Source organism: Arthrobacter sp. H5, from assembly GCF_000520595.1.
Lineage (GTDB): Bacteria > Actinomycetota > Actinomycetes > Actinomycetales > Micrococcaceae > Arthrobacter_D.
Map to the genome: position 1 here is coordinate 29,575 of NZ_KI914986.1, position 15,834 is coordinate 45,408.

Annotated in this window: 18 protein-coding genes; 10 read left to right on the forward strand and 8 right to left on the reverse strand. The window is 62.6% G+C overall.

From position 1 onward, the window contains the following. The coding region (locus Y708_RS23430) for an NmrA family NAD(P)-binding protein (RefSeq protein WP_155853762.1) at positions 1-292 on the reverse strand (292 nt) is incomplete at its 3' end. A gap of 85 nt (positions 293-377) precedes the next feature. On the opposite strand from Y708_RS23430, the gene Y708_RS0106705 reads away from it, so the two are divergent. Both Y708_RS0106705 and Y708_RS0106710 read left to right on the forward strand, forming a co-directional pair. Continuing rightward, positions 378-602, forward strand: coding sequence for a hypothetical protein (locus Y708_RS0106705; RefSeq protein WP_028279329.1), 225 nt, complete (start codon positions 378-380; stop codon positions 600-602). 80 nt (positions 603-682) lie between these two features. Then, entirely contained in the window at positions 683-2,242 is a 1,560-nt protein-coding gene (locus Y708_RS0106710) for a glucoamylase family protein (RefSeq protein ID WP_081746546.1), read from the forward strand. A gap of 64 nt (positions 2,243-2,306) precedes the next feature. On the opposite strand, the gene Y708_RS0106715 is transcribed toward Y708_RS0106710, so the two are convergent. Further along, entirely contained in the window at positions 2,307-2,903 is a 597-nt protein-coding gene (locus Y708_RS0106715) for a TetR/AcrR family transcriptional regulator (RefSeq protein WP_028279331.1), read from the reverse strand. 132 nt (positions 2,904-3,035) lie between these two features. On the opposite strand from Y708_RS0106715, the gene Y708_RS0106720 reads away from it, so the two are divergent. The 4 genes from Y708_RS0106720 to Y708_RS0106735 are packed head-to-tail and all read left to right on the forward strand — an operon-like array spanning position 3,036 to position 7,338. Beyond that, a complete protein-coding gene (locus Y708_RS0106720) occupies positions 3,036-4,310 on the forward strand; it encodes a sugar ABC transporter substrate-binding protein (RefSeq protein ID WP_028279332.1) in 1,275 nt (424 codons plus the stop codon). Positions 4,311-4,312: 2 nt separating this feature from the next. Further along, on the forward strand, positions 4,313-5,248 hold the full coding sequence (locus Y708_RS0106725) for a carbohydrate ABC transporter permease (RefSeq protein ID WP_028279333.1): 936 nt from the start codon (positions 4,313-4,315) through the stop codon (positions 5,246-5,248). A 1-nt stretch (position 5,249) separates the two neighbouring features. Then, the gene (locus Y708_RS0106730) at positions 5,250-6,131 is read left to right on the forward strand and encodes a carbohydrate ABC transporter permease (protein WP_028279334.1); all 882 of its coding nucleotides are present in this window, start codon (positions 5,250-5,252) and stop codon (positions 6,129-6,131) included. Positions 6,132-6,162: 31 nt separating this feature from the next. Further along, a complete protein-coding gene (locus tag Y708_RS0106735) occupies positions 6,163-7,338 on the forward strand; it encodes a glycoside hydrolase family 1 protein (RefSeq protein ID WP_028279335.1) in 1,176 nt (391 codons plus the stop codon). A gap of 18 nt (positions 7,339-7,356) precedes the next feature. On the opposite strand, the gene Y708_RS0106740 is transcribed toward Y708_RS0106735, so the two are convergent. From Y708_RS0106740 to Y708_RS0106750, 3 genes are all read right to left on the reverse strand, one after another. Further along, positions 7,357-7,824, reverse strand: coding sequence for an anthrone oxygenase family protein (locus Y708_RS0106740; protein WP_035775571.1), 468 nt, complete (start codon positions 7,822-7,824; stop codon positions 7,357-7,359). Positions 7,825-7,919: 95 nt separating this feature from the next. Further along, complete coding sequence (locus Y708_RS0106745; RefSeq protein ID WP_051478771.1) at positions 7,920-8,624, reverse strand: 4'-phosphopantetheinyl transferase family protein; 705 nt, start codon at positions 8,622-8,624, stop codon at positions 7,920-7,922. An 8-nt stretch (positions 8,625-8,632) separates the two neighbouring features. After that, positions 8,633-9,112 carry an anthrone oxygenase family protein gene (locus Y708_RS0106750; protein WP_035775548.1) on the reverse strand — a complete coding sequence of 160 codons (480 nt, stop codon included), beginning with the start codon at positions 9,110-9,112 and terminating at the stop codon, positions 8,633-8,635. Positions 9,113-9,218: 106 nt separating this feature from the next. Between Y708_RS0106750 and Y708_RS23435 the strand changes: the two genes are divergently transcribed. Next, on the forward strand, positions 9,219-10,235 hold the full coding sequence (locus tag Y708_RS23435) for an AraC family transcriptional regulator (protein WP_216699747.1): 1,017 nt from the start codon (positions 9,219-9,221) through the stop codon (positions 10,233-10,235). Between the two features lie 55 nt (positions 10,236-10,290). On the opposite strand, the gene Y708_RS0106760 is transcribed toward Y708_RS23435, so the two are convergent. Genes Y708_RS0106760 through Y708_RS0106770 form a run of 3 tightly spaced genes read right to left on the reverse strand, consistent with a single transcriptional unit; the run spans position 10,291 to position 12,288 of the window. Further along, the gene (locus tag Y708_RS0106760; protein ID WP_028279339.1) at positions 10,291-11,034 is read right to left on the reverse strand and encodes a 3-oxoacyl-ACP reductase family protein; all 744 of its coding nucleotides are present in this window, start codon (positions 11,032-11,034) and stop codon (positions 10,291-10,293) included. Further along, positions 11,031-12,008 carry a 3-oxoacyl-ACP synthase III family protein gene (locus tag Y708_RS0106765; RefSeq protein WP_253905725.1) on the reverse strand — a complete coding sequence of 326 codons (978 nt, stop codon included), beginning with the start codon at positions 12,006-12,008 and terminating at the stop codon, positions 11,031-11,033. The genes Y708_RS0106760 and Y708_RS0106765 overlap by 4 nt, the downstream gene beginning before the upstream one ends. 13 nt (positions 12,009-12,021) lie before the next feature. After that, on the reverse strand, positions 12,022-12,288 hold the full coding sequence (locus tag Y708_RS0106770) for a hypothetical protein (protein WP_028279341.1): 267 nt from the start codon (positions 12,286-12,288) through the stop codon (positions 12,022-12,024). A gap of 188 nt (positions 12,289-12,476) precedes the next feature. Between Y708_RS0106770 and Y708_RS0106775 the strand changes: the two genes are divergently transcribed. From Y708_RS0106775 to Y708_RS29695, 3 genes are all read left to right on the forward strand, one after another. Next, entirely contained in the window at positions 12,477-14,000 is a 1,524-nt protein-coding gene (locus Y708_RS0106775) for a flavin-containing monooxygenase (protein WP_035775552.1), read from the forward strand. A 5-nt stretch (positions 14,001-14,005) separates the two neighbouring features. Then, positions 14,006-15,508 (forward strand): FAD-binding protein, encoded by a 1,503-nt coding sequence (locus tag Y708_RS0106780; RefSeq protein WP_028279343.1) that lies wholly within the window; start codon positions 14,006-14,008, stop codon positions 15,506-15,508. 4 nt (positions 15,509-15,512) lie between these two features. Continuing rightward, the coding region (locus Y708_RS29695) for an SRPBCC family protein (protein WP_173401506.1) at positions 15,513-15,834 on the forward strand (322 nt) is incomplete at its 3' end.

The following is a 15,834-nucleotide window of genomic DNA, read 5'->3' on the forward strand; positions in this document are numbered from 1 at the left end:
CGCCTGCCGCGGCTGCCGCCGGTGCGATGTTTCGCGCACCGGCGGAGAGGGCTCTGCGTGCCCTGCCGAACTTGCCGTCAAGAGCGTCGATCACAACGTCGACGCCGGCCATCGCCCGAGTGAGGCCAGCGCCAGTGGTGACATCCCCCCGGACGTGCTCCACGCCGTCGTGCGCTGAACCGGGGCTGCCACTGCGGCTGAACGTCCTGGTGTCCAGCCCCCGGCCGACACATGCACGGACCACCTCCCGGCCAGCCAGACCGGTGCCGCCCAGAACCAGAATTCGAGACATGGGCCCAGCCTACGCCCGCCTCAGCGAATCAACAGCGGCGGACTTCCCCGGTTTTTTACAAGGTTCAACTAACAGGATTGGCTCCATGACCATGGAATTGATAGTCCTGCTGACTGCGTTCGTACTGCTGGCGGTCACCCTGGCCGTGTTTCTGCCGCGGCGCAGGAAGCGTCGCGCCGATCCGGTCATCACGCTGACGCCCGAGGACAGGCATCTGCTGAGGCTGAACAAGCTGACGCCGGCCCAATGGATGGCACTCACAGACCAGGACAGGGCAGCCGTGCGTTCAAGTGCGTACCGCAACGGATAAGGAAGGGACAGCAATAAAAACCTTGTACGCGTTAGGTTTTAATGTAAGGGTAGGAGTTCCGACTGAACAAAGGAGTTCCTATGCAGTTGCCCCCGCGCAGAACTGTGTCCAAACGTGTCCGGAGAATAGCTCTGGTGGCCGGTGCCGCAATGGCGGCCACGGCCTTGATCGCCCCCACCGTTGCGGTGGCCAAGGGTTCAGAAAAGCAGGATCCGCTGATGACCTACGCGGCCGACACCTGGACTTCCATGGCGGCCATGACCGACGAGGAAACCGGTCTGCCCGCCGACAACATCACCGGCGACCTCTCCACGCCGAGCGAATACACCAGCCCCACGAACATCGGCGGCTATCTCTGGTCCACCATTGCGGCCCGCGATCTGGGCATCATCAAGCACAAGGAAGCGAGTGATCGGCTCGCCACAACCATCAAGACACTGGGCGAGCTGGAAACCCACGAACCAAGCGGCATGTTCTACAACTGGTACTCACCGACGAATGGCAACAAGCTCACCACCTGGCCCGCCAGCGGCGACGAGGTCTTCCCGTTCCTGAGCACCGTGGACAACGGCTGGCTTGCTGCGGCGCTCAAGGTTGTCGCCAAGGCTGAGCCCCGTCTCGCGAAACAGGCCAACGCGCTCTACGACAGTATGGACTTCGGCTGGTACCACGACCTGAACGCCCGGGAAGGAGCCAGTCTGAATCGCGGCGGGTTCTGGGTGGAGCCTCCAGGTGACGGCTGCGCGGTCCCTGACAATTACGGTGACGAGGGCGCCGACGTCTATTACACCTGCCATTGGTATGACACCACGGTGAGCGAAGCTCGCATCGCGACGTACCTCGGCATCGCCAACGGCCAGATCCCAGCGACTGCGTATTACGGCACCTACCGCACTATGCCGGAGCGCGGCTGCGATTACGGCTGGCAGGAACAGAAGCCCACCGGCGAAACCCGTGAGTACCTGGGAGTCAGTGTCTACGAAGGCACCTACGAGTACCGGGGCATGCAGTTGGTTCCAGCCTGGGGTGGCAGCATGTTCGAGGCCCTCATGCCGGACCTGTTTGTGCCGGAAGCGGACTGGGGCCAGAAGTCCTGGGCGCTGAACCACGAGGCCACCGTCCGCGCCCACATTGAGCACGGCATGGACGAGGCCGGTTACGGATACTGGGGCTTCTCCCCGGCCAGCGATCCCTTCGCCGAGTACCGCGAGTACGGGGTTGAGGAGATTGGCATCAGTTCGGATGGTTATGGGAGCGACGTGGAAAAGACGAACGTCGACATCGGGTTTGAGGGTTGCCGCGAGGCCACCAATCCGGACCCCGAGTTCGGTGACGGCGTGGTCACCCCACATGCAGCGTTCCTGGCGCTGCCCTATGACCGCGAGGCCGTAATGGAAAACCTTGACGGCATCAAGAACGAGCTTGACGCCTACGGCCCCGGCGGGTTCTACGATTCAGTGGCCGTGGGCAGCGGCACCATTGCCGAGCGCTACCTGAGCCTGGACCAGTCCATGATCATGGGCGCCATCCTCAACGAGGTCAAGAAGGACAGGCTGAAGGACTACTTTGTTGACCGCGAATTTGAGAAGGCCGTTCGGCCTTTGGTCGATGCACAGGTATTCGGGACGGACCTGGGCTAACAAACCCGGTACGACGACGGCGCGGCGCCCCTTCATAGGGGCCGCGCCGTTGCTGTCCGTGCAATCAACCCTTCAGGAAGTAACCCCGGACAAATTCATCAAAGACACCGGTCATGTCCACGCTGTCGTCCAGCAGCCACTGCTGCTGCAGCCCGTCCATGACGGCGGCGATGAGGCGTGCGGCATGGTGGACATCCAGGTCATCCCGGACCAGTCCGTCCCGTTGCGCGTCCTTGAGGATCCCGGCTGTCTGCGATGCCCGTTCGCCGTAGCGGGACGCAAAGTACTCGTGGGCGGGGTGGTCGCTGTTGGTTGCCTCCGCCGCGATCACCGTGTAGAGCGAGGTGAGTCCCGGCGTCGTTTGGTTGTAGGCAACAACCCTTCGCATCTGGTCCAGCATGGTTTCCTCGGCGACGTCACCCGCGGCATCCTTGACCCGCTCATCACGCTGCCTCAGCACCTCCGTGAACAGCTCCTCTTTCGAGGCAAAGTGGTGCATGAGGCCTGCCGGCGTCAACTCAACCCGTTTGGCGATTTCACGCAGCGAACCGCTGTGGAACCCGCTTCGACCGAAAACCATCAGCGCAGCGTCGAGGATCTCCTGGCGCTTCGCCTGGCCCTTGGCATAGCTGCCGCGTTTTTGGGCTGGAGACTTTGTCATGAACAAAAACCTATCGCATGTACGGAAATAAAAACCTATCGCCTGTAAGGTTTTTGTGATAGCTTGGCACGTAATGCTCCGCTGGAGCATTAAACCGCGGAGCAACTGAACCCACTAACTGGAGGCAACACTATGAATCAATGGCGATCATGGAGCGCGGTGGCCGTTATCGGCGCACTGGCACTGACCGGCTGCGGCCGTGACGAAGGCGGTGCGGCGGGGGGTCCCGAAGCCGGCGCTGCCATTGATGACGCACCGGCAACCGGCGAGGTCACCATCTGGGCTATGGGCAACGAGGGCGAAGTCCTCGACCAGCTTGCCGCGGACTTCGAGGAAGCGAACCCGGACGTCACCATCAACGTCACTCCCGTCCCGTGGGAAAGCGCCCACGACCGCATTGCCACCTCCATTGCCGGAGGCGAGACGCCGGACATCTCGATGCTCGGCACCACTTGGGTTGGCGAGTTCGCCGCAACGGGTGCCCTGGAACCCACGCCCGAAGGCCTGGTGGATGAATCGGCGTTCTTCGAAGGATCCTGGGGTACGGCAGTGGTCGACGACGTCGCCTACGGTGTCCCGTGGTATGTGGATACCCGCGCAATGTACTACCGCACGGACATGGCCGAGGCTGCAGGCGTGGAGCCTCCAGCCACCTGGGAAGAATTCAAGACCTTCACCGCGGCGTTGCAGGCTGAGGGTGCTGAAGCGGGCGTATCCCTGCCGCCCGGCGGATTCGATTCCTGGCAGTACCTGGCACCCTTTGTGTGGCAGCAGGGTGGGGACATCATGAACGAGGAAGGCACGGAGTTTACCTTCGAGACGCCCGAGTGGAAAGAAGCTTTCGAGTACTACGCCAGCTTCTTCGAGGAAGGCATCGCCGACCCCGTACGCCTTGAAACCGGTGAGATCGAACAGAAATTCATCTCAGGCGAGGTGGGCTCCTTCTTTAGCGGACCGTTCCACATTGGCCTTCTGGAAGAGCAGGGCGGCGAAGGGTTTGCCGACCAGTTCGACGTCGCAATGGTTCCGGGAGCCGACTCCCGCACCAGCTTCACCGGCGGTGGCAACCTCGCCGTGTTCAACGACAGCGAGAACCGCGACGCCAGCTGGAAGTTTGTCCGCTGGCTGAGCCAGCCTGAAACGCAGATCGACTGGTATGGCATTTCCACCACACTGCCGAGCGTCCAGGCCGCCTACGAGGATCCAATGTTCGCCGAGGACCCGAACCTGAGCGTCTTCGCCGAACAGCTTGAGGATTCGAAGGCTCCGCCCGCCATCCCCACGTGGGCGCAGGTCTCCGCAGTGATCGATCAGGAGCTCGAAAAGGTCACCCGTGGCGATGCCACGGTTGATGAGGCACTGGCTGCCATCCAAAGCCAGGCCGAAAGCATCGGGACGGGCCTCTAACAGTGGCTCTCGCCCAATCGCCGGCGGTTGGCAAGGCTCCGGGGCCCGCGCGCAAACCGCGCTCGCGCCGGAGCCGCCAGACGCTGGTCGCCTGGGGTTTCGCCGCCCCGTTCCTGATTCTTTTTGTCATCTTCATGGCGGGGCCCATTGTGGCATCGCTGGCGATGAGTTTCACCGACCTCACCACCCGCGATCTCCGCAGCCCCTTCGGCGTGAACTTTGTGGGCCTTGAGAATTACATTTCGCTGTTCAACGATGGGCGTTTTGTCCGCTCGCTGGTTAATACGGCGCTGTTTGTGCTGCTGGGGGTTCCGCTCACCATGGCCCTGGCGCTGCTGGTGGCACTTGCGCTGAACAACGGGATCACCCGGTTCCGCACGGTGTTCCGGGTGGGCTACTACGCACCCGTGGTCACCAGCATTGTGGCGGTGGCTATTGTGTGGCGGTTTATCCTTCAGCCGGACGGTCTACTTAACGGTTTCCTTGGCGTGTTTGGGATCGCGGGCCCCAACTGGCTCGAAGACGAGTTCTGGGCACTGCCCTCGCTCATCTTCATGGCGGTCTGGCGCAACATCGGCACGCTGATGGTGATCTTCCTGGCCGGTCTTCAGGGTGTTCCGCGCGAGCACCATGAGGCGGCAATGGTCGACGGCGCCAGCCCCGTTCAGCGGTTCTGGAACGTTACGCTTCCTGCCATGCGGCCGCCCATCCTGTTCGCCGCAGTGATCACCGGCATCGGGTTTCTGCAGTTCTTTGAGGAGCCGTATGTCATGACCAGCGGTGGGCCGTTGGACGCAACCCTCTCCACAGCCATGTACACGTACGACCAGTTCGGTTTTGGCAATTATTCCTACGCCTCGGCGGCCAGCTACGTGTTGTTTCTTGCCATCGTTGTGCTCTCGCTGATCCAGTTCCGGCTCCTCGGAAAGAAGGACTGACATGGCCGTTTCCACAGCGCCCCCGGTCGAGGCAGTGACCGGGACCCGTCGCCGCCGCTCACCCATGCGGCAACGCCCCCGCGTCTGGCTTTACGTGGTGCTTGCCGTCGGCATGATCGCCATGATCCTCCCGTTTGTCTGGATGATTCTGGGCTCCTTCAAGACAACCGCGGAAATCCGGCAGTATCCGCTGAACTTCTGGCCATTGGAACCCACTCTCGATAACTACACCGAACTGTTTGTCCGGCTGGATTTCGCAACGTTCTTCGCGAACAGCCTGATCGTGGCGGTCTTTGTCACCGCGGGAAACATCGTGTTCTCCTCGATGGTGGGCTACGCCCTGGCGAAACTGGACTTCGCAGGCAAAAAGGTACTGTTCATGCTGGTCCTTGGCACACTCATGGTCCCGGGCGTTGTCACTTTTGTGCCGCTCTTTGTGCTCACGGCAAACCTTGGTCTGGTGAACTCCTATCCAGGACTCATTCTTCCGTTCCTGATTGCGCCCCTGGGTGTCTTCCTGATGCGGCAGTTCATGCTGAGCCTCCCGGACGAGCTGATCGAGGCCGCACGCATTGACGGCGCCAGCGAGTGGAGGATCTTCCTGCGCGTGATCATGCCGCTTTGCGGTCCGGCGGTGGCCACGCTGACCATCCTCACGTTCCTCGCATCCTGGAACAACTTCCTGTGGCCCCTCGTGGTGGCTACCAGCGAAGACCGTTATACCCTCCCCGTGGCGCTGGCCCTGTATTCGGTGGGCCAGAACGCAGCCGAGTACGGGCTCATGATGGCGGGCGCCGTCGTCGTAGTTGTTCCCATCCTCCTCATCTTCGTGTTGCTGCAGAAGTACTTTGTGCAGGGCATCGCGCTGACGGGCATCAAGTAGCCGGCAACCGCCGGCGGAAAGTAGTAAAGCGATGACATTTCCCAACGGGTTCCTTTGGGGTGCCTCCACGGCCGCGCACCAGATCGAGGGCGGCAACGTCAATTCGGATTGGTGGCAGCGCGAACACGGGCACTTGGCCGGGCCTCCGGTCGAGGCGCCCAGCGGCGATGCCGCGGACAGTTACCACCGCTACCGTGAAGATATGCAGCTGCTGGCTGACGCGGGGCTGACCTCGTACCGGTTCAGCATCGAGTGGGCTCGGATCGAGCCCGAGGAGGGCTTTGTCTCCCGCGCCGCCCTGGACCACTACCGCCGGATGGTGGCCACCGCCGTCGAGCTTGGCCTGACCCCCATGGTGACGCTCCACCACTTCACCAACCCCATCTGGTTTGCCCGTGCGGGCGGCTGGAAGGACGCGGGTTCGGTGGAGCGCTTTGCGCGGTATGTGGAGCATGCGCTTCCGGTGCTCGACGGCGTGGAGCTGGTCTGCACCATCAACGAACCCAACATGGTGGCGGTGCTCGCGGATCCGGACCAGGGCTTTCCCGCCGTCGGTCTGCCCGCCGGCGACCCGTTGGTGACAGAACACTTGATCGCCGCGCACCGCCGTGCCGTCACCATCCTTCAAGCGGCCGGCAAGAAGGCCGGCTGGTCCGTAGCGACGCAGGCTTACCAGGCCGAACCGGGCGCCGAAGAAGTCACAGAAGAGTACGGGCGCTCGCGGGAGCATGTGTTCCTGGAGACTTCAATCAACGACGACTGGGTGGGCATCCAGGCCTACACCCGTACCCGGGTGGGAGCGGATGGCCCACTGCCGATTGACGACGACGCCGAACGCACCCTCACCGGGTGGGAGTACTATCCCTCAGCCATCGAGGACGGGATCCGGAACTCCTGGCAGCGCAATGGTGTGCCGGTCTACGTGACCGAGAACGGGATCGCGACGGCGGATGACTCACGCCGGATCGACTACACGCGCGGTGCGCTTGAGGCTGTTTCCCGCACAATTGACGACGGTATTGACGTCCGCGGATACCTGCACTGGAGCGCGCTCGATAACTACGAGTGGGGCAGCTACCGGCCCACCTTCGGCCTCATCGCCTGGGACGCGGCGACGTTTGAGCGGCATCCGAAGCCAAGCCTTGGCTGGTTGGGGTCAGTGGCGAAGGCCAATGGACTCCTCGAGGCTGCGCAGGCTTCGCTCTAATACAGAGGGACCGGTGGGCTACTTGCGGCGGCGGAGCGCCCCCACCAGCAGCACGGCACCGGCAATTGAGGCCGCGGTCCTGATGTGGTTCGCGGGCACCCACCCGGAGGTGAAGGCCTCCCATGCCAACTGGGTACCGGCGGCAGCGTCAAGTTTGTTGTTCAGCGGCACGTTGCAGATAACGGTGACCGCGACGCCGGCGAGATACAGCCCGGCGCCAACGGCCGGAAGGACCGATTTGGTGCCCCTGCCGAATCCCCGGGTAACCAGCGCGGCGCTCACCGCCGCCGTGCCCCAGAACGGAATCATGAACGCGGGACCCACGGCGGCACGGTTGATGGATTGCATGATCCTTACGGCGTCGGCCGCCGGCAATTGATGCAGAGCCGGCATGATCACGCCCGAAAAGGCGAGGTAGAAGCCGCCGACCATACCGGATCCGATGGCGCCGATGAGGGCTAGAGTGGTTGGCTTGGTGTGTGTCACAGCGGTGATCCCTTGGTTGTCTTGTCCTGTTCCCATCCGATCACTGGTTGCTGCCAGCGGGGAATGTTCGAAGCGCTCAGGTGCATTCGCCTGCGTCACGATGGCGCTGGAAGCCTCACGCTGGCTGCCACGAGCAGACCCTCCGACTGAATCCATGTGCCTTCCCAAAAGGTCATGTCCAGGTCAAAGTCTTTGGCCGAGATGATGTGAACGGTGAACCGACCATCGGTGTGCAGTTCCGCGACAGCCTCGAGGAAGCCGATCCAGAGCCCGGTCAGCGGATACCACGCCTTGTAGACGGCCTCCTTTACACAGAAAAGGAGCCTGTCCCAATGAATCGTTGGATTGGCGAGGGCGAGGGACGTGATGGCCTCCTGCTCCGCGCCGCCGGCCACCAGGTTGAGAACTCCTGCCGGTAACTGTTGGGCGGGCTCGGCGTCGATTCCAATGGCCGTAATGGCAGATGCGGAGGCAACTGCTGCCGCGCAATAGTTGCGGCAGTGCGTCATGCTGCCAACAATGCCCTCCGGCCATACGGGGGCGCCGCCTGGCCCGCGAAGGATCGGTGCGGGTGGTATATCGAGCAGGGAGAGAGCGTTTCGAGCGCACCCGCGCACGGTGGAGAACTCCGCTTTCCGCTTATGCGATGCGCCGGCGACCAGGATTTGTTCAGCTGGAAACATTTTCCCTTGGCTGACGTGAAAAGACTCTGACGTATGCACGGCGGCGGGCACAAGCGGAGGCAGGAGCCGTTCGCTCCCGACGCGGGCGCCCATGAGGTCAATGATGGTGAGGGCCACCCGGCCTTCTACCCGATCCCGGCGGGCAGAGCCGTACACAACAGGACAAACGCGGCCGCGGAGAGAAGCATGCGCGCAGCGTTCCAACCGGTCCAACGTCTTTCGAAGCGCTCCCGGAGGGTTGCCACGCTGACCCGCGAACCGGAAGCCAGAGCACGTTCCAGTTCGATGTTCAGGGGAATATTCACCCCGAAGGTAATGATCAGGGCCACAACGTATAGCCCTAATGCCAGCGTTACCGGCATAATGGCCGCCTGGCCGCCGGTAATGTCAAGGACCAGTGCGGCGCTGGTGAAAAGCAACGCACCAAAGAAACTCAGGGCGAACCCCAGGTTCTGGATGGCCCCATTGATAGCGTTCATGGACTCGACGAACGCACTGTCGCTGATCCGGCGGAAGCCGGGCATCACGGAGATGGAGAAAGTGTAGAACAGCCCGGCAATCAGGCCCATGGAAACGGTTGCGAGTATCAGTGTTATCTCAGTCATAGGGTACGGCTCCTTCAAAGTCCTCTATCTGAAGTTAACCCTGCGCGTACCATCTGTTCCATATCTGACTAGTGCTAGTTCATGTGCAATCGTCTAAACTGACTGTGTGACCACACTTATGGACGACACCCTTGCGAGCCTCATGGACGGCCCACGCGCACACGGCGCGTTCCTGTTGGAATCAGTCCTTTCTCCGCCATGGAGTCTGCGGATCGAGGACAAGGCTGCCCTTTCGCTGGTCACCATGATCCGCGGCGATGCTTGGATTCTCTTTGACTCGGGTGATCCGGTGCTCATTCGTGAAAATGATGTGGCAGTTCTCCGCGGCCCCAATCCGTACACCATCGCAGACACGCCAGCCACCCCGCCGCACGCAATCATCCAGCCGGGGCAGGTCTGCATCACGATCGCTGGCGAAGGAATGGCCGGCTCAATCGCTCCCGGATCCAGGCGGTGGGGCAGAAGCCCCGACGACAATTCGGCCATCATGCTCAGCGGCACCTACCAGTCACGCACCGAGATCGGTATGCGGCTCCTGAGCGCGCTGCCGCCGCTCCTGGTCCATACCCCGTGCGACGACGACCTTGCGCTGGTGCGCCTACTCTCCACCGAGATGGGCCTCAACAGGCCGGGACAGGAACTTGTGCTAGACCGGATCCTGGACCTGCTTCTGGTAAAGATTGTGCGAACGTGGCTGTCTTCGGCGCAGTCGGAGGCACCGGAGTGGTGCCTGGCCCAGAGCGACCCGGTGGTGGGCTCGGCGCTTCGAGCGCTGCACAAGAGCCCCGAGCTTCCGTGGACGGTGGCGAGGTTGGCTGACGAGACCGGCGTGTCACGGGCTACGTTTGCCCGTAAGTTCACCACACTTGTGGGCGAATCGCCCATGAACTACCTCACCAGCCGGAGGCTCTCGCTCGGGGCAGACCTCCTGGTGGAGCCGAATTCCACCCTCACTGCTGTTGCTCGCAGGGTTGGCTACAGCAGCCCGTTTGCGTTCAGCGCCGCGTTCAAGCGCGAGCGCGGGATGAGTCCGCTGGAGCACCGCCGCCGGACCACGGGTGTCACGGTGGATTCATTCACTACTCATATCCCCGAACCGGCAAAGCAGACCACAAGACAGTAGTTGCCGGATCCGTGTGGAAGCCGGTAACTACTGCCCTGCTCAAGCGGGCTGAAAGCTACGTAATCGAAACCCCGCCGTCAATGCTGATGACCTGACCCGTCATGAAGTCGTTGTCCAGGAAGAAGCCGATTCCTTGCGCAACCTCCTGCGTGGTCCCGAAACGTGGAATCGGTGTCTTGTCCCTGATCCCCGCCTTCACGTTCTCCGGCAGGTTGTGCGTCATCCCGGTGATCATGAACCCGGGCGAGAGCGCATTCACGGTGACTCCGCGCTTGCCGCACTCGGCCGCGAGCGTCCGCGTCATGCCGATAACGCCCGCCTTGGAGGCCGAGTAGGCGGTCTGGCCGGCCGTCGCAATAAGGCCCGACGGCGACACGATGTTGATGATCCGCCCCCACCGTTGCTTGAGCATGTGCGGAAGCGCCACCCGGCTGGTGTGGAAGGTCCCCACCAGGTTGGTGTCGATGACGGATTTCCACTCGGCGGGGTCCTGCATGGCCATGAGTGAGTCCCGGCGGATTGCGCCGTTGTTCACCAGCACGTCCAGCGGACCGAGAGCGGCGCGCACCTGCTCGTACAGGTCCTGGACGGCTTCCCAGGATGCGACGTCGCCGCCCACCACGCAGGAGTCATTGTGCAGCAGGGCAGCCACCTCCTCGGCTGGCTCCTTGGAACGGTTGTAATGCACAGCAACGCGGCATCCGAGGGCATCGAGCTGCACGGCAAGCTCGCGTCCAAAGTCACCCGAAGCCCCCGTCACCAGTGCAACCGGCGATTCCGGTCGTGTCGACGTTTTCATGCTGTCTCTCCTCCCCACCGAAGCAGCACCGAACCCCAGGTCATCCCGGCACCGAATCCGGCGAGCATCACCAGATCACCCGCGGTAATGCGGCCGTCGTCGAGCGCTTCCGCCAACGCGATGGGGATGGAGGCGGATGCTGTGTTGCCGTATTTGTGGATGTTGGTGACCAGCTGATCCTGCGTGAGGCCGGTGTGGTTCAGGATCGAATTGATGATGCGGATGTTGGCCTGGTGCGGCACCACATGGTCCACGTCGCTGACGGATAGCCCTGCTTTCTCCATGGTGTTGCGCACCGTTCCAACGGTGTAGCGAACGGCGTTGAGGTAGATCTCGTTGCCGTTGATCTTGGCGTAGTGCAGCCCGTCGCGGACGGTTTCCTCGGTGGTGGGCATCCGGCTCCCACCTGCCAGGACCTTCAGGCTGGAGGCGCGGGCGCCGTCTGCACCCAGGTCCCAGGAAAGTACCCAGTCATCTTCGCCCGGCGTAAGGACCACAGCGCCTGCACCGTCACCCACGAGGATTCCCAAATCACGGTCCGCGGGATTGACGGTCAGCGAGTGCGTATCGGAACCGATCAGCAGGATAGGCCGCGGGTCCATCTTCATCATCGCTGCAGCGAAGATCAGCCCGTAGACAAACCCGGAGCACTCCGCATTTACGTCGTGGGCGCTGCCTGAGACGCCCAGTTCGTGGTGCACAAAGGCCGACGTGGCAGGCGATGGCTGTTCCGGCGTCGCAGTGGCAACTATCAGGTGGGCAATGTCAGCGCCGGTCAACCCCGCCTTGTCCAGAGCCCGCTGGCCGGCTTCGATGGCGAGCGACGCCGTCGTTTGTCCGTCCTGGACGTAGCGGCGCTCGTTGATGCCGCAGCGGCTGACAATCCAGTCCTCGTCAATGCCGAAACGTTCGGCCAGTTCAACGCTGGACACAATTTTCTCCGGGAGGGAGGTGCCCCAGCCCGTAATCTGCATGCTGCTCACGCGGTTACTTTGCGCTGGCCGGCTGGGCAGCCAGCGCGAGCAGACGGCCGTGGACCGTGCGCAGGGTGGCGCCGCCGTCGCCGTCCTCCTGAAAGAGGGAAGCGTCGGCCTGCAGTTCGGGGTACTGGGACTGAAAGCCGTACAGCCATTCCATGAGGTCCATCGAATCGACGTCGGAAAGCTGTGTCAGCGGGGCGTCCACGTCAACGTCCGGGGCGCCGGAGACGGCCTGCAGCTGGGTGGCAAGTTCTTCAACGGTGGGCAGTTCCATGGGTAGTCCACTCCTCAAATCAAAGGTCAATCGGTCTGCAGTAGCGCAGCCGTCGACTGCATTGAATCCCGCGGCGCGCAAGGGCAGCGCAATGTGGGTGCCGGCGTCGTGCCTTGCGTTCTTATTGCGCGTGTGCCGGTATCTCTTGGAGCAGACCAACACATGCCCCTACCAACAGGAGCCCCATCATGGACTTTTCCGCAACCCGCCACGTGCGCGTGGCCATTATCGGCGCCGGATTCTCCGGTCTGGGTGCCGCGATCCGGCTGACCCAGGAAGGCGAGACCGACTTCCTCGTGTTCGAGCGGGCGCAGGAGATCGGCGGGACCTGGCGTGAGAACACGTACCCGGGCAGTGCCTGCGACGTCATGTCCCTGCTCTACTCCTACTCTTTTGCACCCAATCCCAACTGGAGCACCACTTTTGGCAAGCAGCCGGAAATCCTTCAATACCTCCGGGACTGCGCGGATCGCTTTGGCGTGCGGCCACACATCAGGTTCGAGCACGACGTCGTTTCGGCGGATTGGGATGAGGAGGCACACCTTTGGCGGATCGACACAAGCGGCGGCGGCTACACCGCGCAGATCCTCGCCACCGGTACTGGTTACCTGAGTGACCCGGTGAAGCCGGCTATCGAGGGACTGGACTCCTTCACCGGTGAACTGTTCCATTCCTCCGGCTGGAACCATGGCTTTGACCTGACCGGCAAGCGGATTGCAGTGGTGGGCAACGGTGCCTCCGCAGTCCAGTTCATTCCGAAGGTCCAGGAAAAGGCCTCCGCCCTGGACCTCTACCAGCGCACGCCCGCCTGGGTTGCACCCAAGCCTGACAGGGAGATCCCGGGAAGCCAGCTGTGGCTGCGCCGCAACGTGCCCGGCTACCAGGGGTTCCGGCGGAATTTCAACATGTGGGGCAGGGAGATTGTCGCATTCATGATGGGACGCCCCAAGGTCATGGAGAAGACACTGCAGGGCGCGGCGCTGAAGCACCTCCACGCGTCCATCCAGGATCCGGTTCTGCGGGACAAGCTGACACCCGCGTACACGGCAGGCTGCAAACGGATCCTGTTCTCCAACAACTTCTACCCTGCGCTGAACCAGCCCAACGTGAGTGTTGTCACCGACGGCATTGCACGCATTCACGGCAACACCATTGAGAGCGTGGACGGCACCCGCCGCGAGGTGGATGCGATCATCCTGGCCACGGGGTTCAAGGCAACTGACCGGCCCATTGCCCACCGGATCAGGGGCAACAACGGACTGTCACTCGCAGATGCGTGGGACCAGGATATGTCCGCGTATGCCGGCACCACCGTGGCCGGTTTCCCCAATCTGTTCATGTTCCTCGGGCCGAACACCGCCCTGGGCCATTCGTCCCAAACCGTCATGATCGAAGCGCAGATCACCTACCTGCTGGACGCGCTCAAAGTCATGGACCGCAAGTCCCTGGCGAGTGTTTCGGTGCGGCCCGCCGTCCAGAAGGCCTACAACACGTGGCTGGACGGTCAACTGCAGGGGACCGTCTGGAATTCAGGCGGCTGCCAGAGCTGGTATCTGGACAAGAACGGACGGAACCCCTCCATCTGGCCCACCTACACCTGGACTTTCCGCAACAAGACCAAGACGTTCGACACGGTTTCCTACCACCTCACCACCACCGATGAACTCCGTGCAGGGAAAACCCACATCGCTGCCGGCCGGAACGAAGGATAAGAGCAATGACCACTACCCATCACTCACGCCGCAACATCCTCAAGGCAACCGGACTCGCCGTTGTCGGCTGGAGCGTTGCCGGCGCCACCTGGGCAACACCGGCAACCGCTGCGGAACTGGGCCCGGTGCCCGTGCCCAGGCTCGACGGAACACTGGAACTGAGCACGGCCGCCCGGACTGAGTTCTCCACGGACTTCGGTCGCTTGATCACTGCCCAGCCCAAAGCAGTGCTCCGTCCCGGCTCGGTGCAGGACATCGTGAAGATGCTGCAGTACTGCCGTCGGTTCGCCATTCAGGCGGCGATGAATGGCCAGAGCGGCAACGGGGAGCGCGAGTCCCACTCCAACTATGGTCAGGCATTGACCCGCGGCGGCATGGAAATCGACGCCAACAGCCTCTCGCGTATAATCGCAATCCGCGGCGACCACGCAGTTGTGGAGCCGGGAGTCTCCTGGGCGTCACTCACCAAGACGGCCCTCAATCAAGGGGCCACTCCACCCTCACTCACCGACTACCTGCACCTGTCCATCGGAGGAACGGTCAGCGTTGGCGGCATCGGCGGCGGTGTGCAGCGCCATGGCCTGCAGAGTGACACCGTGAAATCCATGGACATCGTCACGGGTGCGGGTGAGCTGGTCACAGCCACCCCCACCCGTAACGCAGATCTGTTCAACGCGGCCCTCGCCGGGGGCGGCCAGGTCGGCGTCATTGTGAAGCTTGTTGTGGGCTTGATTCCAGCCAGGCAGAGCGCCGAGATCACCACCATGTACTACGAGGATCTTGACCGTTACCTTGAGGATCAGAAGACCCTGATGAACGGCGGGCGGTTCCAACACCAGGCCGGCGAGATATCGCGCCGGCCGGACAACTCCGGCTGGCGCTACAAGATCGAGGTGGGCAGCTACTTCGACGCAGGCTCAGAGCCGGACCACACGGCCCTCCTCAGCGGCATGGGAGATCTAGGCGCCGAGCGCGCAAGCGTACAGATGCCTTTTGTTGATTGGGCGTTCCGGCTGGATCCGTTCGAGGCTTACCTTAAGGAAATCGGCTACTGGGAGGCCAAGAAGCCGTGGCTGAGCCTGATCCTTCCCGGGTCAAGGGTCAAGGAGTTTGTTGAGTCAGTGGTCCCGGAGCTGACACCTGATGACCTGGGTGCGGGATTCTGTCTCCTCTCCCCGTTTGACCGCACCAAGGTGAAGTCCCCAATGTTCGCAATGCCGGAAACCGGCGATGACACCCTGTACTTCTTCGACTTGCTGTGTTTCCCGGCCCCGGACGCCACCAACATCGACGCCCAACTGAAACGGAACCGCCGGCTGTACGAGCGCGCCGTCAAAATGCAGGGAAAGCGATACATCATTGGCGCCATTCCGGGCATGACCGCCGCGGACTGGGCAATCCACTTTGGCCCGCGCGAGTATCGCGCGTTCGCCGCTCAGAAGCGGAAGTACGATCCATCCTTCATCCTGGCACCGGGTCATGGCTTTTTTGGAATTGGCGGCTGGTAGTTTCATGGCCACCTATGACGTTACCGATTCAGCTGTCATCAGCGCTCCCCCCGACCGCGTCTGGGAGGCGCTGGCCAGCGAGCTGGACGGCGCCGCTCAGTGGTGGGTGCCGCACAACACCTTCCTGCCGGGGACCGTTTCGCCGGAGCAGGTGGGCGGATCCGTCGATGTGACCGTCCATCCGCGCGGGGTGGAGGGCGGCGGGCCGAAGCTGCGCTTTTCCTGCGTGACCAGAGAGAGCGTCCCCGGTTCCCGGCTGGTACAGGAGTACGTATCAGGGGCCTTCCGGGGGACCGGCTGGTTCACCATGGAGGCGCTCGACGACG